The sequence below is a fragment of the Acinetobacter sp. YH12086 genome, from assembly GCF_013419345.1.
In the GTDB taxonomy this organism is placed as follows: Bacteria; Pseudomonadota; Gammaproteobacteria; order Pseudomonadales; family Moraxellaceae; genus Acinetobacter; species Acinetobacter amyesii.
On the sequence record NZ_VPAF01000001.1, the window covers coordinates 121,264 to 138,602 of the forward strand.

At 40.4% G+C, this 17,339-nt stretch carries 18 protein-coding genes and 1 pseudogene; 9 read left to right on the forward strand and 10 right to left on the reverse strand.

The window, feature by feature from the left end; translation table 11 throughout:
• Nucleotides 1-45 precede the first annotated feature (45 nt).
• From FTU29_RS00615 to FTU29_RS00630, 4 genes and pseudogenes are all read left to right on the forward strand, one after another.
• Entirely contained in the window at nucleotides 46-258 is a 213-nt protein-coding gene (locus FTU29_RS00615) for a hypothetical protein (RefSeq protein WP_078193638.1), read from the forward strand.
• A 225-nt stretch (nucleotides 259-483) separates the two neighbouring features.
• The gene (locus FTU29_RS00620; RefSeq protein ID WP_180119812.1) at nucleotides 484-1,260 is read left to right on the forward strand and encodes a Rossmann-like and DUF2520 domain-containing protein; all 777 of its coding nucleotides are present in this window, start codon (nucleotides 484-486) and stop codon (nucleotides 1,258-1,260) included.
• 62 nt (nucleotides 1,261-1,322) lie between these two features.
• On the forward strand, nucleotides 1,323-2,006 hold the full coding sequence (locus tag FTU29_RS00625) for a methyltransferase (protein ID WP_180119814.1): 684 nt from the start codon (nucleotides 1,323-1,325) through the stop codon (nucleotides 2,004-2,006).
• Nucleotides 2,007-2,220: 214 nt separating this feature from the next.
• Nucleotides 2,221-3,837, forward strand: a pseudogene (locus tag FTU29_RS00630) (GMC family oxidoreductase).
• Nucleotides 3,838-3,940: 103 nt separating this feature from the next.
• On the opposite strand, the gene trmB reads toward FTU29_RS00630, so the two are convergent.
• The 3 genes from trmB to FTU29_RS00645 all read right to left on the reverse strand — a co-directional run bounded on the left by trmB (nucleotide 3,941) and on the right by FTU29_RS00645 (nucleotide 8,504).
• Nucleotides 3,941-4,657, reverse strand: coding sequence for a tRNA (guanosine(46)-N7)-methyltransferase TrmB (gene trmB / locus FTU29_RS00635; RefSeq protein WP_078188891.1), 717 nt, complete (start codon nucleotides 4,655-4,657; stop codon nucleotides 3,941-3,943).
• 174 nt (nucleotides 4,658-4,831) lie between these two features.
• Complete coding sequence (locus FTU29_RS00640) at nucleotides 4,832-6,772, reverse strand: sensor histidine kinase (RefSeq protein ID WP_257226886.1); 1,941 nt, start codon at nucleotides 6,770-6,772, stop codon at nucleotides 4,832-4,834.
• Between the two features lie 289 nt (nucleotides 6,773-7,061).
• Nucleotides 7,062-8,504 (reverse strand): SulP family inorganic anion transporter, encoded by a 1,443-nt coding sequence (locus tag FTU29_RS00645; protein WP_180119818.1) that lies wholly within the window; start codon nucleotides 8,502-8,504, stop codon nucleotides 7,062-7,064.
• Between the two features lie 215 nt (nucleotides 8,505-8,719).
• Between FTU29_RS00645 and FTU29_RS00650 the strand changes: the two genes are divergently transcribed.
• The gene (locus FTU29_RS00650) at nucleotides 8,720-9,331 is read left to right on the forward strand and encodes a glutathione binding-like protein (protein ID WP_078188886.1); all 612 of its coding nucleotides are present in this window, start codon (nucleotides 8,720-8,722) and stop codon (nucleotides 9,329-9,331) included.
• Between the two features lie 82 nt (nucleotides 9,332-9,413).
• On the opposite strand, the gene FTU29_RS00655 is transcribed toward FTU29_RS00650, so the two are convergent.
• The 6 genes from FTU29_RS00655 to FTU29_RS00680 all read right to left on the reverse strand — a co-directional run bounded on the left by FTU29_RS00655 (nucleotide 9,414) and on the right by FTU29_RS00680 (nucleotide 12,961).
• Nucleotides 9,414-10,100, reverse strand: coding sequence for a hypothetical protein (locus FTU29_RS00655; RefSeq protein ID WP_180119820.1), 687 nt, complete (start codon nucleotides 10,098-10,100; stop codon nucleotides 9,414-9,416).
• A gap of 67 nt (nucleotides 10,101-10,167) precedes the next feature.
• A complete protein-coding gene (locus tag FTU29_RS00660) occupies nucleotides 10,168-10,953 on the reverse strand; it encodes a thiazole synthase (RefSeq protein ID WP_111885685.1) in 786 nt (261 codons plus the stop codon).
• A gap of 12 nt (nucleotides 10,954-10,965) precedes the next feature.
• Entirely contained in the window at nucleotides 10,966-11,163 is a 198-nt protein-coding gene (gene thiS / locus FTU29_RS00665) for a sulfur carrier protein ThiS (protein WP_180007313.1), read from the reverse strand.
• A 57-nt stretch (nucleotides 11,164-11,220) separates the two neighbouring features.
• Nucleotides 11,221-11,586: a DUF423 domain-containing protein gene (locus tag FTU29_RS00670; protein WP_180010328.1), complete on the reverse strand. Its 366-nt coding sequence runs from the start codon at nucleotides 11,584-11,586 to the stop codon at nucleotides 11,221-11,223.
• Between the two features lie 168 nt (nucleotides 11,587-11,754).
• The gene (rpoH, locus tag FTU29_RS00675; RefSeq protein ID WP_078188879.1) at nucleotides 11,755-12,624 is read right to left on the reverse strand and encodes an RNA polymerase sigma factor RpoH; all 870 of its coding nucleotides are present in this window, start codon (nucleotides 12,622-12,624) and stop codon (nucleotides 11,755-11,757) included.
• Nucleotides 12,625-12,766: 142 nt separating this feature from the next.
• Complete coding sequence (locus FTU29_RS00680; RefSeq protein ID WP_078189214.1) at nucleotides 12,767-12,961, reverse strand: sulfurtransferase TusA family protein; 195 nt, start codon at nucleotides 12,959-12,961, stop codon at nucleotides 12,767-12,769.
• A gap of 415 nt (nucleotides 12,962-13,376) precedes the next feature.
• Here FTU29_RS00680 and FTU29_RS00685 point away from each other — a divergent pair, with 415 nt between their 5' ends.
• Both FTU29_RS00685 and rhlB read left to right on the forward strand, forming a co-directional pair.
• On the forward strand, nucleotides 13,377-13,589 hold the full coding sequence (locus FTU29_RS00685; RefSeq protein WP_005014923.1) for a cold-shock protein: 213 nt from the start codon (nucleotides 13,377-13,379) through the stop codon (nucleotides 13,587-13,589).
• Nucleotides 13,590-13,688: 99 nt separating this feature from the next.
• A complete protein-coding gene (gene rhlB, locus FTU29_RS00690) occupies nucleotides 13,689-14,840 on the forward strand; it encodes an ATP-dependent RNA helicase RhlB (RefSeq protein ID WP_180003018.1) in 1,152 nt (383 codons plus the stop codon).
• Between the two features lie 98 nt (nucleotides 14,841-14,938).
• Here rhlB and FTU29_RS00695 read toward each other — a convergent pair whose 3' ends face one another.
• Nucleotides 14,939-15,328, reverse strand: coding sequence for a hypothetical protein (locus FTU29_RS00695; RefSeq protein ID WP_078188876.1), 390 nt, complete (start codon nucleotides 15,326-15,328; stop codon nucleotides 14,939-14,941).
• A 212-nt stretch (nucleotides 15,329-15,540) separates the two neighbouring features.
• Here FTU29_RS00695 and FTU29_RS00700 point away from each other — a divergent pair, with 212 nt between their 5' ends.
• Both FTU29_RS00700 and FTU29_RS00705 read left to right on the forward strand, forming a co-directional pair.
• Entirely contained in the window at nucleotides 15,541-16,131 is a 591-nt protein-coding gene (locus FTU29_RS00700; protein WP_171525909.1) for a nitroreductase family protein, read from the forward strand.
• Nucleotides 16,132-16,191: 60 nt separating this feature from the next.
• Nucleotides 16,192-17,265, forward strand: a complete 1,074-nt coding sequence (locus FTU29_RS00705) for an NAD(P)H-dependent glycerol-3-phosphate dehydrogenase (protein ID WP_180023883.1) — start codon at nucleotides 16,192-16,194, stop codon at nucleotides 17,263-17,265.
• Nucleotides 17,266-17,339 lie beyond the last annotated feature (74 nt).

Genomic DNA, 17,339 nt, shown 5'->3' on the forward strand with positions numbered 1-17,339 from the left:
TTAGATTTTTTATCTATTTCATTGTGTAAGATTTTGAGGCGGGTCATGTTAGTTAAGGTTGATGAAGGTTTTTATTTAAACTCACATCATATTATTGCAATTCGGATTAATAGAGATTTGCTTGATACCTTTGTTGTGTCGGTAGAATACACGCCCAATAGTGTGCAAAACACAGGTGTATTTGAAAAGAAATTCAATGCGCGCCGCGATGCAGAACAATACCTACAGACTCTGAATCAAATCATTGGTAAATCGTAAAAGCTAAAGTGTATATCGTGGATATTGTCTAGATTGAAATGGGCAAGATACGAATCAGACTCAGATTGACATCTAGCAAAAGGGATGAAGCGCATCCCTTTTTTGTCTTATCTGAGCGAAACTGATGTAAAGAATTGAAAATAAATCATTCTATCGATACGACTCGATTTGCACGTCGGATATTTTCCTGACATGCTGTAGCCGTCCAAAATGAGTTAAAACTATATGCGAATCAGTATTGTGGGTGCAGGTCGTGTTGCACATCATTTGCTCAATGTGCTTCATCCACAACATCACATTGTGCAAGTTTATGCGCGAAATCTTGATAAGGCAGAAAAACTTGCAGCAAGTGTAGGCGCAGAAGCCATTCATAGCCCAAGTGAGTTGAATGCTGAGATTGATCTATTGATCATAGCGGTGAGCGACCAGTCGATTGCAACCGTTATTCAGCAGGTCAAAGCCTATCTGCCACAAGTTCTGATTGTGCATACGTCAGGTAGCACCAATATCACAGTACTGACCCAGCAGCATTCGCGAGCAGGGGTGTTTTATCCTTTACAAACTTTTAGTTTAGATCGAGATGTGGACTGGACGTCGACACCGATCTTTGTAGAAGCGGCAGATCCTACAGATTTGACGACACTTACAGATTTAGCAAACAGCATTAGCCAAAGGGTTTATCAATATGATTCGGCACAGCGCTTGAGTTTGCATCTCGCTGCGGTGTTTGCCTGTAATTTTAGTAATTATTGTTATGACATGGCAAAGCAGATTGTCGATGCAAAACACGTCGATTTTAGCTTACTTTATCCTTTGATTTTAGAGACAGCCAATAAAGCTACTCAGGCTGAACCACGTAACATGCAAACAGGTCCTGCCATGCGTGGGGATCAAAATATCATGCAAATGCACGCCCATATGCTTGAGCAAGCTGATCAAGTCGATCTGAAAGTGGTCTATGAAATGTTGAGTCAGCAGATTCTTGGGCATCATCAGAAATAAACAATCCATATAGAATAATGAATATTTATTAGCTTAGACATACATGTCAAACAGGATGTTACATGGCAAAAGATTTTAATAGCCCACAAGTGGTCGAAAGTTATGATGCACATATACGAAAATTAATTCCCGGCTATGAACTTGTCCATCAACAAATTCAGGCGGTGTTGAATTGCCATGTCGCTGAAGGTGCCCATGTACTGATCATTGGATGTGGGACGGGCTATGAATTGGGTTATCTCATGGCCTTGAATCCAACATGGTCATTTACCGTTACAGAATTGTCTGAAAACATGCTGAATCAAACACGCCAACGTGTTGAAGCTGCTGGACAGTTGCATCGCGTCAAATTTGTTTTGGGCAGTCACACTACTTTTGAGCAGGCGAGTTGTTTTGATGCGGTGCTGAGTATCTTGGTGACGCATTTCATTCCATTGTCCGAAAAAAATGAATTTTTAACTAAAGCTTTTGAATTACTTAAACCGCATGGCATTTTTTTAAGTTTTGACTTGATGCAAACTCATTCGAATTTTGAGCAGCGTGTCCTGCCTGAATTTTGCCAAATGCAAGGTTTATCTGCTGCGCAAGCGACAAAAATGATGCAGCGTTTAGAAGATGATTTTGAACTGATTAGCCAGCAGCACTATCAAAGCTTACTGACGGAAATAGGCTTTGATCAAATTTATTGTTTCAGTCAAATCTTTAGCTATGCAGCTTACAGTGCATTTAAAACGGCTATGGATTAAAAGAATAAAGACCAAGTTTGAGTGTATTAAGTTTATCGATCATTTTCACCGATATAGCTACTACGTTGCATGAGTGAAACTTGCATCAAAATTTTGATCAATAGTCTCATTTTTCTTGCTCGGTATGGCGCTCATTATTTTAAGAAAGAAACTTTTCTGTCAGCGTTAAATCCATTATTGTGCATTTATAAAAATAATCAATTGGATGAAAATAATGTCAAAAATGGAATTTGATTACATTGTGATTGGTGGTGGAAGTGCGGGGTGCGTACTGGCTGCACGCCTCAGTGAAGATCCACATATATCTGTGTGCTTATTAGAAGCAGGTGGGTAAGGTGATCAGTGGACGGTCAATATTCCAGCTGCATGCGTGGTGAGTTTACCGACTAAGATCAATAATTGGGCCTTTGAAACTGTGCCTCAAGCTGGCTTGAATGGTCGTAAAGGCTATCAACCACGTGGAAAATGTCTTGGTGGTTCATCCAGTATTAATGCCATGATTTATATTCGTGGACATAAAAATAACAATGATCAATGGGCGGCACAGGGCAATACTGGCTGGTCATACGACGAGGTCTTGCCATATTTTATTCGCTCGGAAAATAACAACCGAATACACAATGAATTTCACGGTAATGACGGCCCTCTTTCCGTGACAGATGTGCAAAGCGATAATATTTTCCATCAACGCTATACCGAAGCGGCTCGTGCACAAGGTCATAAAGTCCTTGATAATTTTAATGGCGCAGAACAAGAAGGCTTAGGGGTTTATCAGGTAACACATATCAATGGAGAGCGTTGTAGTGTAGCGCGTGCGTACTTATTTCCACATTTAGATCGGCCAAATTTAACGGTATTGACCAAAGCCACAACACATAAAATCATTATAGAAGATAAAGTGGCCACAGGTGTTGAAGTCCAACATGCAGGGCAAATGAAACACTTAAAAGCAAGACGAGAGGTCTTGCTCAGTGCCGGTGCGATTCAATCACCGCAGATTTTAATGTTGTCTGGAGTGGGAGATCAGGCCGAGCTCCAAGCGCATGGCATTGAAGTGAAACACCATCTACCGGGTGTAGGAAAGAACTTCCACGACCATCCCGATTTCATTTTTGGTTATAAAGTCAAAGAATACCAAGGCACATTTGGCGTGTCCTTACCTGGCTCAATTGATATGTTCAAGCAGTTCAGTCGCTATCGTAAGGAACGACGGGGTATGATTGCTTCAAATTTTGCAGAATGTGGTGGTTTTCTAAAGTCTTCACCCGATTTAGCCATTCCAAATTTGCAATTACACTTTGTCGTGGCGTTAGTAGATGACCATGCACGGAAATTTCATGTAAGTCATGGTTTGTCGTGTCATGTGTGTCTGCTCAATCCAAGAAGTCGCGGCACGATCAAACTAAGTGGTTTCAGTGTCAATGATCCATTATTGATTGATCCAAACTTTTTAGGGGATGAACAGGATTTAGAAGATTTGGTACAAGGTTTTAAGTTGACGCAGCAATTGATGATGTCGTCGTCTTTATCGAGTCATTATCAGCAAGATTTATTTACCTCACTGGTCAAAACAGATGATGATATACGTGCAATCTTACGTCAGCGTGTGGATACGGTTTATCACCCTGTCGGTAGTTGTAAGATGGGTGTGGATGAGATGTCTGTGGTTGACCCTGAATTGAAAGTCTATGGGATTCAAAACCTTCGTGTCGTCGATGCATCTATCATGCCTTCTGTGGTGAATGGTAATACCAACGCGCCGACAGTGATGATTGCTGAAAAAGCCGTGGATATGATTCGACAAAGTCAGCTCCAAGCGCAAGTAGCTTAATGGTTATTCGTTTTATATGATTTGATACAACACAGAAAAATCTTAGATCAAAAACAGCAATAAAAAACCACCGCTAACGGTGGTTTTTTATTTCATTCAAAAATTAATTTACTTTTTTGAAGATGAAGTCATTAATTTTATGGCCTGCTTCAATTCCGCGACGTTCAAACTTAGTTTGCGGACGCCAATCTGGACGAGGGTAGCTATTGCCTTTACCTGCAAGGTTTTCCAGACGTGGACGTTCTTCAAGAACTTCGATCATCCATTCAGCATAAGGTTCCCAGTCAGTTGCTGAATGGAATGTACCCCCGATTTCTAATTTTTCTTCAACCAATGGCATACGGTCATGAGATACAAAACGACGTTTGAAATGACGTTTCTTCTGCCATGGATCTGGGAAGTATAATTGCACAGTGTTAATACTGTTGTCTGGCATTTCACGTAGCACTTGGATGGCATCAGCATCCAATACTCGAAGGTTAGTTAAACCTGCAAGACCGGCTTCATACACACATTGAGCGATACCCGGAACATGTACTTCAATACCGACAAAGTTACGTTCAGGGTTTGCTTTTGCCATTAGTACCAAAGAACGCCCCATACCAAAACCGATCTCAACAGTTAATGGACGTTCAGGGTGTTCAAAATGCTGACGCAAATCCCCAACAGGATATTCCAAAATTAGATGACCATATTGTTCCAGCGCAGTACGTTGCGAAGTATTAAGTGGCGCAGAGCGGCGCATAAACGTCACGATTTCACGGTGTTCGTTCAGGTTATCCAGATCTACTGCGTGCTGGTCTAATTGATCGTTCGACATAACTTTGGCAAATGTAAAAAATTCGAATGCCGTATTTTAAGTCCTGAGATACACAAGTCAAATTTTTACCGTGAATAAATCCGCTTTTTGCTCAATCTTACTGATTGGAGCCGTGCTGAGCATTTGCCATGTACAGTGAATTACTCAGCTCAAAAGTCATGAATTAACATTAATCTAGGCTGTTTTTTCATCAAGATCTTCACTGTCAGCACCATCAGATTTAAATGGCAAAATGGCCTCAAGAACGGTAGAACCCGGCTGTGACTGTATTTTAAATTCACCACCGATACGATGGATTCGTGTTTGCATACTATGTAGACCAACATGTAGACCTTGTTCAACATCATTAGGGTCGAAGCCTATACCGTTATCTTCAATACGTAATACCAACTGAGTTTCTGTTTGGCACAAACTGAAATGAACTTTGCTGGCTTGACTGTGTTTTAAAATATTGGTGAGGGTTTCTTCTGCAACGCGAGTCAAATTGAGACATTGGGTCGCAGAAGGTGAGTGAATCCATTCGGCAGCAATTTTCCAGCTCGAGCTCATGTCTAATTCTTCAAAGAGCTGTACAAAGCGATGGCGAATCGGTGCCGCCCATTCGATCGGGGTGTCTGGAACTTTCGTTCCTATACTCGAACCTGAATCGATGACTTGTCTTAAATCATTTCGGAACAGTTTAAGCATCGACATGATTTGTGGTTTTTCAATTTTGTCATTTTGTTCTAACAGTAAAATTGAACGGACAATTGATCCGCCTAAACCATCATGTAAGTCATGAGATAAATGAATTCGTTCTTGAAGTCGTGCATTTTCAAGTGCGAGTTGATGTTGTTGACCAAGTGAAGTGGCGAGTTTCAGTTCAGCTCGTTGAACATTTTCAGTTAAGGTCTTATTAAAACGCTCAATTTGACGGGTGTGTCGAGCTAAACGCAAAGCCAGTACGCCGCCCAAAACGAGGGTGGTTAGTGGGCCAGTATATGGTGAGAGCGCATGGCCTTCCATGGTCATCATAAAGTGCGCATCATGTACCGCAATTGGTAAATAAATCAGATACAGCGTTGCAAGCAAATAGGTTTCAGCCATTTTGGCTTTATACGCCAAGTACGGATAGCTAATACATTTGGCCACAAAGACCAAAACAAAGAAGCTAAAACAAATTTGGATGACGGTCTTTAAATAAGCCTCTGGTGCAAAACCGATACAGAGTGCTGCGATAGTGGCAAGGCTTAATAATAGTTTTTGAATTTTCGGGAAGGGATGGTTTGCAAAATACCACGCACCAATACAGCCAAAAACCGTATAAAAACAGAAAATAATATTTTGTAGGCGGTCGACCTGTACGGTGGTTAGAAATGCAATTGGCCCATTAAAAATAATACACAGGCTATAAAATACCCAAGCCATGCCTGTAATGGTTAACCATAAATAGGCTCTTTCATTACGATTGGCGAGCCATGCTAAAAAAAAGAACACAGCCACGACGAAATTAATCATCGTATTCAGTTCTACTAATTGTCGTTGTTCGAGTAGCCAAATCTTAAAGGTGTCGTAGACTTGCGGGTATTCCCCAATTTGAACTGAACTGAGTCCTGATTTTTGGGTCACTGAACCATACACTTGCACCCAAATGGTATTTACACCTTGCTTTAAACTCGAGCTAGGCAAGTTCAATAGTCTAGGTTGATGTTGGCTTCGTGAAAAATGTTGTGCTGAAATGTAATCTTGCCAAAGCAGGGCATCGTTGATATAAACCCGTCCACTTTGGGTGATGCCTTGTATAGCGATAGCAATGGGTTGATTTAACTGATGGAGGTCACAGTTCAACTTAAATTGGATTTTGTACCAAGCGATACCATGATAATCCGGCCAACGTTTATTCCAAGTGTCTGGAAGCTTTTGCAGATTTTGCCAACCTGTACGTGGGCGCTCTTGCTCGACAGCGCTTTTAGCTGTGGCAATATGGGTAATTTCAACAGGACAATGACTGCTTGAGATCTGAGGGGTGGAATTGGCAAAAGTGGGTATAGCAATACAACATAGCAGGCAAAATAGACTCGCTAAGACCAGCAGCCGATTTGCTTGAATGCAGTGTCGTGACCAAAACCATACCATCAAAATTCCCCCAATTTTGTGTATCCACAATTTAAAAAAATAAATAGAAAGTCACATCAAATCTTTATTTTATTTTTGATAGTTATAATTTTATGAGATGAATTATACAGTTAAATCGAATGAATGGTGAATTTTTCTCTTTTTTATTGCCTTAGTATTTTATGTAATGTCATTACAAATGAGACTTTGATTATTGAAACCCTTTGCTATATACATCCTGAATAGGGTTTCAATAGGTCACACTTTATTGAAAATTGATTGGATTCAAAGTGAATATTTCAAAAATCCATTAGTCACTGACACGGTCGAGTAAAGTGCTACTTGCTTCATTTAAGCCAAAAACCTCTACTTGAATCTGTCTTGATTCAAATTTTTGCACGACATTCTTCAAAATATTAACGGAAGTAATATCCCAAATATGTGCATGACTCAGATCAATTCGAACATGACTAACCCTCTCCTGAAAATCAAAAAATTGATAAAAACTCTCAGAGCCACTAAAGAAAATTTGCCCATAGACCGTGTAACTACGGACTTTGTCTTTAAGTTCTGATGTGACTTTTACCGAACTTTCTAGTTGATTGATAATAAACAACGCAGAGAGGAGCACACCAACCAATACGCCAAGCGCCAAGTTATGTGTTGCAAGCACCACGATCACCACAGCAATCATCACGACATTAAAAGACATTGGATGCTTTGAAAATTGCTTGACGGAATTCCACTGGAAAGTAGTGAATGACACCATGACCATAATCGCGACTAAGGCCGCCATTGGGACATAAGCCAGCCAGTCTTTTAAGAACACCACCAAACACAACAAAAATACACCTGCAACCAAAGTGGAAAGGCGAGTTCGCGCGCCAGAACTAACATTAATAATCGACTGCCCAATCATGGCACATCCAGCCATGCCGCCCATAAAGCCACTGACTATATTGGCAATTCCTTGACCACGACATTCCTGATGACGATCACCTTCAGTTCCAGTGACTTCATTGATCACTGTCGTGGTCATCATGGTTTCTAATAGGCCAACTGTTGCTAGGGTAATGGAATAGGGAAAAATAATCGTGAGGGTTTCAAGATTAAAAGGAATTTCAGGAATCAAGAAAATAGGTAAAGTCTCTGGAAACTTACCCAAATCACTCACAGTACGCAGGTCAGCACCTAAAAATAATGCCAAGCCACTGAGGACAATAATGCAAATCAGCGGTGATGGAATGGCTTTGCCAATTTTAGGTAGATATGGAAAAAGATAAATAATCGCAAGCCCTAAAAGCATAAAGACATAGCCCAAACTATCCATCTTTGTCATTTCAGGTAGCTGTGCGAAAAAAATCAAAATCGCGAGTGCATTTAAAAAACCATACACCACTGACTGCGAGACGAAGCGCATAAGTTTTGCGACTTTAAAATAGCCAGCAATGATTTGAATCACACCAGTCAAAACCGTGGCAGCCAAAAGGTATTGCAAACCATGATCTTTGACCAAAGTGATCATAAGTAAGGCCATCGCACCCGTAGCAGCTGAAATCATTGCTGTACGACCACCAAAAAAGGCAATGGTGACGGCAATACAAAACGAAGCGTACAAACCAACCTGAGGGTCAACTCCAGCAATAGCTGAAAAGGCGATGGATTCTGGAATCAACGCAAGTCCAACCACCAAGCCAGCGAGTACATCAGTACGAATATTGGAAAACCATTGTTCTTTTTTAAGTTGTAACACGGTAACTTTTCATCAAATTTTAAACGCGGCTATGTTAAAACAACTGAGTATAAAAATGCATAACACAGTGACTTGAAATCTTCTTAAATATGGATAATAGTCAATGAGTATATATGTTTCAGCATTTACGCTTTTTTGCAATTTACAGGTTTGATCACTTGAAAGTTTGACAGAAGAGATTTAAAACATTGAATAGTACATAACAAGGATCAGATATGAAGCTTTATTATTCTCCAGGTGCATGTTCATTAGCATCACATATAATTTTAAATGAAATTAATGTCGATTTTGATTTGGTCCGTGTTGACCTAAAAAACCATAAAACAGAAAAAGGGGTGGATTATTACGAGATCAACCCAAAAGGTTATGTACCTGCATTAGAAATCAACCCAGGTTTGATCCTGACCGAGAACGTGGCAATTTTACCGTTTCTTGCACAGCATGATCCAAAACAAGACTTAATTCCACCATCAGGTTTAGGTCGTGCCAAAGTTTTAGAATGGCTTGGCTATTTGAACTCAGAATTACATGATGCTTATGCCGTATTCTTTGGTGCTCCACTAGATGCAGACGCTAAAGAAAAAGCTTATGCAGAAATTGATCGTTTATTGACATATATCGATAAAGCGATTGGTGAATCGGATAACGACTATTTGGTCGATGATAACTTTGGCCCAGCAGATGCTTATCTCTTTGTACTGACAAATTGGTCAAATGGCATCGGTCATGATTTAACGCCATATAAAAATATCATTGCATTACGCAACAAAGTTGCAGAGCGCCAATCAGTTCAAATTGCGATGCGAGATGAAGGTTTAATTCCTTAAGTTGTGTATTCAAATTGAATTAAAAAAGACCGCCGAAATTGGCGGTTTTTTTATTGCTAGATTGGCATTGCTCAGGTTCAACTTAGTACTCGAACTGTGTATAGAAATCATCAAAGTTAATATTTTTAAGCGTCAGTTGTTGTGGTGCTTTGAAGCTTGACCATTTGGTTTGAGTTTTGGCATCTTCAAACATATTGCCGCCTACAATTTCCTTACGTTTTAAGGTCGAAAAATTATAGCTTTTCGATGTTTCTTCACCAGAAGCTCGGTGAAAGCTACTGTAGTCAAAACCAATCAGGTCAAAGCATTGATTTTGCCAACGGAAGGTATAACTATGTCGGGGCCATTCCCAGCCGCCACAAGCCATAAAATAACTAAAATGAACGAGTAAATTTCCTTTACTGATTTGGATGTCTTCTGCTTCAGCAAGTGGGTCAAGTAAGCATGAATTGGGTTGTTGAGCGACAGGGATACTGTTGTTTTCAACGATACGTTGATATCCCTTTGCGGTTTTAAAAAACACGATGAGTTTTCGTGGATGGTTATGAACGACTTTGCCATCGTCATCATAGGTCGCTACATCGACTTTTTGCTTTTCCACGATCATCGCAATATCTGGCATTTGATCTTTGTTTAGGTCGCCAGTCGTAGCCATCAAAATGTTCCAACCTTGCGGTGCAAGTGATTTGGCTGTGCTGGGTACTTGGGCAGACAGCCAACTAGATGCGGCACAAAGACTCAAGGTACAGAATATATGGAATATTTTCATTATTATCAGGTTTGAAAAATCAAAAAGAGGACTCAATAGAGTCCTCTTTTATACCGTGAATGAGTTCTTATTTAAAGAAGTATCCGGTTTCAGGTGAACTGGCATTTGCCATGCGTTTACGCGGCATACGTCCTGCTAGAAACGCTTCACGACCGGCTTCAACAGCTTTTTTCATCGCTGACGCCATCAGAACAGGGTTTTGAGCTGCTGCAATGGCAGTATTCATTAATACGCCATCACAGCCCAATTCCATCGCTATCGCTGCATCACTTGCTGTACCGACACCAGCATCGACCAAAACAGGTACTTTGGCATTGTCTTTAATGATCGAAATAGTATGTGGGTTGAGAATACCTAAACCTGAGCCAATAAGACTACCTAAAGGCATAATGGCTACACAGCCCATGCTTTCCAGTTCTTGTGCCACAATTGGGTCATCTGAGGTATAAACCATGATTTCAAAGCCATCGTCAATCAATGTACGTGCAGCTTTTAAAGTCTCGGTAATATTTGGATATAGGGTTTTCTCATCGCCTAAAACCTCAAGTTTAACCAAATTGTGACCATCTAAGAGTTCACGTGCCAACATACAAGTACGAACCGCGCTGTTCGCATCGAAACAACCGGCTGTATTTGGCAAAATCGTATATTTCTCAGGTGGAACTACAGAAAGCAAGTTCGGCTGGTCTGGATGTTGACCAATATTCACACGGCGAATGGCAACGGTCACAATTTCAGCACCACTGGCTTGAATGGCCTGGTCAGTTTCCGTTAAGTCCTTGTACTTACCTGTACCAACTAAAAGTCGTGAATTAAATGTACGTGAACCAATGATTAGGGGTGTATCTTCCATGGGAGCTCCATTTTAGCCGCCACCTACGGCATGAATAATTTCAATATGATCTTGCTCAGTAATTGGGGTTTGTTCCAATTTACTTTTCGAGATGATCATTTCATTTTTTTCAACAGCGAAGCGTTTGCCTTCCAGTTGTAATTGTTGAACCAATTGCAAGAGGTTGACACATTCGGTTTGTGTAGCTTCGCCGTTTAAATAGATTTGCATTTGCGGATTCCGTTCTTGCTGCCTTACCTGTTGAGTAAGACCAATATCTGCTGTTGATTATTTTGCGTATTTAAACGCATTCCATGCCAATATGAGCCATCCAGCAATCATCAGCGCTCCACCAATCGGGGTAATTGCACCGAGACCACGTGGTAAGCCTAGAGCCATCACATATAAAGAACCACAGAAGAAGAAAATACCAACTTGTATAAGGAGGAAACTAGCTTTAATTGGAAGTTGGGGAATGACTTTGGATAAGATCGCGAGGGCAAGTAAGCCTAGTGCATGATAAAAGAAATAGTCCGTTGCAGTTTGCCACCAAGCCAATTGGGCTTCAGTCGCGCGAGCTTTTAATCCGTGTGCACCAAAGGCACCAAGCATTACAGCAAAAGCTAAGTTAAGTGCGGAAATGGCAATCCACATGTGCATTCACCTTAACAAAATTTGCGCATAACCATAGCATATTTAGCACGCAGGGTTAAAGCAAAAATGCCCAAAGTTTTTGTGTTGTAGCTTGTCATTCAATACTATTCAGACATAAAAAAGAGCATCGAAATGCTCTTTTTAAGAATGACTGGAAAAGCCTTCAACTTAGTTTGAGGACATTGCGACTTTAATTTTTTCCATCGCATTTTTTTCCAACTGACGAATACGTTCAGCAGATACATTATATTCCGCCGCCAATTCATGCAGCGTCGACTTTTCGTCATCTAACCAGCGACGTTGTAAGATGTTACGTGAACGGTCATCCAACTGATCCATGGCTTCATGTAAAGCTGAAGTGCTTTGTTCTTCGTAATCTTCATCTTCCGCTAAACGCGCAGGGTCGTAACGGTTATCTTCGAGATAAAGGGCAGGAGCGACATGGGTCGAACCTTCATCGTCATCATCACCTTGAGCTTCAAAGGCAGCATCATAAGCAGTTAAACGGCCTTCCATTTCCAAGACTTGTTCAGGTGTTACATTTAAGTCATTGGCAATCGACTGTGCTTCAGCCAAAGTTAATTTTTTAGATGACTTTTTTAAGCTACGTAAATTAAAGAATAATTTACGCTGCGCTTTAGTGGTCGCAATTTTGACAATACGCCAGTTACGAATCACATATTCATGAATTTCTGCTTTAATCCAATGCACAGCAAAAGATACGAGACGTACGCCCATGTTTGGGTCAAAACGTTTTACCGCTTTCATTAAGCCCAAGTTACCTTCTTGAATCAGGTCACCTTGTGGCAAGCCGTAGCCTGCATAGCTACGTGCGATATGTACAACAAAACGAAGATGTGACATCACCAGCATTTTAGCTGCGTCTAAATCTTGGTCATAATAATAACGTTCGGCCAGCTCTTTTTCTTGTTCGGCCGATAAAATTGGAATCTGATTAACAGTACTAATATAAGCACCAAGATTCACCCCAGGTGCCGATAATGACAGGGGCATCAATTGATTGCTGCTGTCACTCATGTTTTCTCCTTGAGAATTAAAATGGGTAAGCCCAATAACTAAGATTCATCTTAATCCAATATTTCCGTAAATTATGGAAAATTGGGTATAGAAATGTAAACTTTTATTCAATTATGAAGCAATTTAGTTTAACTGAATCTTTTTAAGATTCAATCAAGTAATGAAACTCAGAATCGGAAATTTTGCGCATTTCACAGTTTAACTGATGTATTTGACAGTATCGTGATACATCTTGTTGGCTGTGCGGATCGGATGACTTTAACAATAAAGATTGGTCTGGACTTTTCTTTAAAGCTTTTTTGAGCATCAATAGTGGCATCGGGCAGGGTTTACCCATTGCATCTACAGTTAAAAGCGAATTTTGGCTGTCACTCACGAAGCAGATCCAACATGTTTACATTTCAATGGAAATATTAGCAAATACAGTGCCAAATCCCAACCTAAAATAGGTAAAAATCCTTTGTGATTTATAACTCAAACGATGTGAAAAAATAAGAATATTCAAAAGGAAAATAGATCAAAAAAATCTATTAATTGCGGTAAACCCGTGTTAAGCTCGTTGCGTTGTTAAGATTTTTGTTGGCTGTGAAGCCTCTTAACTCTTGATATATTTGGATGTAACCGGGATTTTGTTGATAGTTTTACAGAATGATTACAAGCTTAGAAATAAAAATATTTTTTTTAACCTTGTTTGGTCTGCTGTTTGCAACACCGGGTGGTCCTTCTTTTTTAAATACGATAAGGATTAACTTATGACAGCTCGTGAACAAGGCGTTGTTAAATGGTTCAACGACACTAAAGGCTTCGGCTTTATTCAACGTAACGGCGGCGACGACGTATTCGTTCATTTCCGCGCAATTATGGGCGAAGGCCACCGTTCACTTCGTGACGGCCAACGCGTAGAATTCAGCGTTGTTAAAGGTCAAAAAGGCTTCCAAGCTGAAGAAGTACAACCTTTAGACTAATCGTCTGAATGTACTCAAAAACGCTCCAATGTAAATTGGGGCGTTTTTTGTTTATAATGCTTCAGCAATTTTGTGATTATTCATTTAGGGCACATCTATATGTCATCAGGTTTTGAAACCTTAAATTTACATCCGAACCTTAAAAAAGCCATTGATGCTTTAGGTTTTAAGGATATGACGCCTATTCAGCAAAAGGTTTTAAAATTTACATTGGCTGGACATGACGCTATTGGTCGTGCTCAAACTGGTACTGGGAAGACTGCGGCTTTCTTGGTCAGTGTGATCAATGACTTGTTGAATAATCCAATTAAAGAACAGCGTTATCGTGGTGAACCGCGTGCATTGATTCTTGCACCAACGCGCGAACTTGCTTTGCAAATTGAAAGTGATGCAAAAGAATTAGTGAAATACACTGATCTCAATGTCATGACTTTGCTCGGTGGGGTAGATTTTGATAAGCAAAAAAATCTATTAAATCGTAATTTTGTCGACATTATGGTGGCGACACCGGGTCGCTTAATTGACTTTGTTGAACAAAAAGAAGTTTGGCTCGATCAAATAGAATTTTTAGTGATTGATGAAGCTGACCGTTTATTAGATATGGGCTTTATCCCATCTGTAAAACGTATCGTGCGCTTTTCACCACGTAAAGAACAACGACAAACTTTGATGTTCTCTGCAACATTTAGTTATGACGTTTTAAATTTGGCACAGCAATGGTTGTTTGAACCAGTAACTGTTGAAATTGAACCTGAGAAAAAAACTAATGCAGATGTAGAGCAACGTGTCTACATGGTGGCGAAGTCTGATAAATATAAATTGTTGGAAGACATCTTACGTGATGAACCAATTGAAAAGGTCATGATCTTTGCCAACCGTCGTGATCAAGTGCGTAAACTTTATGATCACCTCAAAAAAGATGGTTATAAAGTGGTGATGTTGTCAGGTGAAATCGCTCAAGATAAACGTTTGAAAATGCTTGATCAGTTCAAAAATGGTCAACATAACATCATGATTGCAACAGACGTTGCGGGTCGTGGTATCCATGTCGATGGTGTTTCTCATGTAGTGAACTTCACACTTCCTGAACAGTCTGATGATTATGTACACCGTATCGGTCGTACAGGTCGTGCAGGTACTCGTGGTGTGAGTATTAGTTTCTTGTCTGAAGATGATGCTTTTTCACTGCCTGAAATTGAAAAAGCCATTGGTCAAAAATTACCTTTAACCCGTTTAGACGGTTATTGCTAATTTTGCTTCTAAAAAGCCTGCAGATTTGCAGGCTTTTTTATTTCATGTCGACTATTTCATTTTGAGTTAATGGCAAAACGAAATCACAGACTAACGTTTTAGTTTGCACGGCAACTAAAGGTTAGTACGGTTTGGTAATCATCATCTTTGCTGATGCTACCGCTATTTCCAGTAATGGTGCCAAGTACGCCAGCCGCCGCCTGAATCATTTGACCTGTCTTTTCATCGACCACGCCTTTTAAAACTCCGTTGTATTCTTGCTTTTCATCCACCACGACAGGGGTCGCATTTTTACCACAGGTACTATTTGCAGCTGCAATTGCATTATTTTTTGCCGCTAAACTGGTTTTACCTACGGCAGTCACTTCATATTGATTATTTGGTTTTTGAATCGCTAAAGATTTTGTTGGCGTAGATGTACATGCAGCTAAAAGCACAGTTGCGCTTAGCGTGCTAACAATGGCAACAGTTTTGTTGAATTTTTTCATGCGGTGCCCCGAGTTAGAAATAATTTGATTTATTTGAACATAAAATTTCTTATAGAACAGGGAACTGCTGTACAAGTTATGCGGTTTTTTTATAGTAAATCTGTGAATAAAGCTGACTTAACAAATAAGCACCGAGTCTGACGTAAACATTCTAGAGTAAGTTATTGAGAATATGCTAATCTTGAGCAAACGTTTTAAAGTACAGTGTATAGATGTCAATTCTAAAATCAGCAGTTGATACAGTTCATCAAAATATTCATCAGCGTCAGTCGATTGGTCATTTAATTGAACCTGCGCCGAATGCTGAGCAATTGGAAAATGCGTTTCAAGCCGCTTTAACGGCACCAGATCATCATCGTCTTAAGCCTACGCGTTTCGTGATTATTCCTGAAACTGAACGTGAAGCATTTGGTGAGTTGCTTTCACATGCTTTAGCCGATACTGGACAAACAGAAGAAGCGCAGTTGGAACGTGTGAAACACCATCCATTTCGTGCGCCACTATTGGTTTTGGCTTTAACTCAATTACAAGATCATCCCAAAGTTCCGCATTTCGAACAAATTTTAAGTTCAGGCGCAGCAGTACAAAACTTTTTGCTCTCTTTACAAGCACAGGGCTTTTCAACCATGTGGCGTAGTGGGGCGGTGGTTGAATCTAAATTGTTTAAACAAGCCTTAGGCTTAACGGAAAACGATTTGATTTCAGGCATTATTTATATCGGTACAGCTGTGAAAGCAATTCCACCTCGTGCTGAAATACAGTCTGCTGACTTTGTAAGCCATTGGCATAAAGCAAACCAATAAAAGTGAAAAATAGATCGATTGATGAAGTTCGATCAGTAAAGAAATTAGGATAAAAGAACAATGTCAGAACTTGATTTTGCAAGTCTTGTTAGCCCTGTGTCAGTTGACCAAAAAACTGCACTACGTGTTACGGTGTTGGGTGGTGGGAGTTTTGGTACTGCGATGGCCAATACCGCAGTACGTAATGGCTGTGACACCATGATATGGATTCGTGATGAGGCGGTAGCTGCGGACATTAATGCAACACATATCAATAAACGTTACTTGCCAGATTTTCAATTAGAAGCAAGTTTGCTTGCTGTTTCAGATTTAGAAAAAGCAGTATGTAATCGTGACATTATTTTGGTGGCCATTCCGAGCCATTCTTTCCGTAGTGTTTTACAGCAGATCAAGCCTTTTATCACGTCACAAGCAGTGGTGTCTTTAACCAAAGGTATTGAAGCCAATACCTTTAGCTTTATGAGCGATATTATTCGTGAAGAACTTCCTGAAGTCCCTTATGGGGTGCTTTCAGGGCCAAACTTGGCGAAGGAAATTGTTGCAGGACAACCAGCAGGAACAGTGATCGCAAGCCAATCTGAGCTGGTTCGTTATGCAGTTCAACAAGCGCTACACAGTGCGTTGTTCCGTGTATTTGCCAGTGATGATGTGCATGGCGTGGAATTGGGCGGTGCTCTGAAAAATATCTATGCAGTCGCGATGGGTCTAGCTGCGGCTTATGGTGTCGGTGAAAATACCAAGAGTATGATTTTGACACGTGCTTTGGCAGAAATGAGCCGTTTTGCAGTGAAATTAGGCGCAAACCCATTAACATTCCTAGGTTTATCTGGTGTCGGTGATTTATTTGCAACTTGTAGTAGCCCGCTCAGCCGTAATTACCAAGTCGGCTTTGCACTCGGTAGTGGTAAAAGCTTAGAGCAAGCCACCAAAGAACTGGGACAAACTGCGGAAGGTATTAATACCATTGTGCAAGTACGCGCACGCTCTGAAGAGCTCGGTGTATATATGCCAATTACCAGTGCCTTGTACGAAGTGATTTTTGAAGGTGCACCGGCACTGAATATTGCATTGTCACTGATGAAAAATGGCCATCGTAGTGATGTTGAATTTGTCTTGCCACATCAGCAAGTTTAAGTTTGCTGATTAATATGCAATGCACATAGCTTTGTCATACTGGCTGTATATAATGTGCGGAATAGAATAAGGAA

Bases quoted from the DNA above. Each gene is read 5' to 3' on its own strand.
- FTU29_RS00615 (WP_078193638.1), top strand. From the start codon at position 46: ATGTTAGTTAAGGTTGATGAAGGTTTTTATTTAAACTCACATCATATT.
- FTU29_RS00620 (WP_180119812.1), top strand. From the start codon at position 484: ATGCGAATCAGTATTGTGGGTGCAGGTCGTGTTGCACATCATTTGCTC.
- FTU29_RS00625 (WP_180119814.1), top strand. From the start codon at position 1,323: ATGGCAAAAGATTTTAATAGCCCACAAGTGGTCGAAAGTTATGATGCA.
- trmB (WP_078188891.1), bottom strand. From the start codon at position 4,657: ATGTCGAACGATCAATTAGACCAGCACGCAGTAGATCTGGATAACCTG.
- FTU29_RS00640 (WP_257226886.1), bottom strand. From the start codon at position 6,772: ATGGTATGGTTTTGGTCACGACACTGCATTCAAGCAAATCGGCTGCTG.
- FTU29_RS00650 (WP_078188886.1), top strand. From the start codon at position 8,720: ATGAAGCTTTATTATTCTCCAGGTGCATGTTCATTAGCATCACATATA.
- FTU29_RS00655 (WP_180119820.1), bottom strand. From the start codon at position 10,100: ATGAAAATATTCCATATATTCTGTACCTTGAGTCTTTGTGCCGCATCT.
- FTU29_RS00660 (WP_111885685.1), bottom strand. From the start codon at position 10,953: ATGGAAGATACACCCCTAATCATTGGTTCACGTACATTTAATTCACGA.
- thiS (WP_180007313.1), bottom strand. From the start codon at position 11,163: ATGCAAATCTATTTAAACGGCGAAGCTACACAAACCGAATGTGTCAAC.
- FTU29_RS00670 (WP_180010328.1), bottom strand. From the start codon at position 11,586: ATGTGGATTGCCATTTCCGCACTTAACTTAGCTTTTGCTGTAATGCTT.
- rpoH (WP_078188879.1), bottom strand. From the start codon at position 12,624: ATGAGTGACAGCAGCAATCAATTGATGCCCCTGTCATTATCGGCACCT.
- FTU29_RS00680 (WP_078189214.1), bottom strand. From the start codon at position 12,961: ATGGGTAAACCCTGCCCGATGCCACTATTGATGCTCAAAAAAGCTTTA.
- FTU29_RS00685 (WP_005014923.1), top strand. From the start codon at position 13,377: ATGACAGCTCGTGAACAAGGCGTTGTTAAATGGTTCAACGACACTAAA.
- rhlB (WP_180003018.1), top strand. From the start codon at position 13,689: ATGTCATCAGGTTTTGAAACCTTAAATTTACATCCGAACCTTAAAAAA.
- FTU29_RS00695 (WP_078188876.1), bottom strand. From the start codon at position 15,328: ATGAAAAAATTCAACAAAACTGTTGCCATTGTTAGCACGCTAAGCGCA.
- FTU29_RS00700 (WP_171525909.1), top strand. From the start codon at position 15,541: ATGTCAATTCTAAAATCAGCAGTTGATACAGTTCATCAAAATATTCAT.
- FTU29_RS00705 (WP_180023883.1), top strand. From the start codon at position 16,192: ATGTCAGAACTTGATTTTGCAAGTCTTGTTAGCCCTGTGTCAGTTGAC.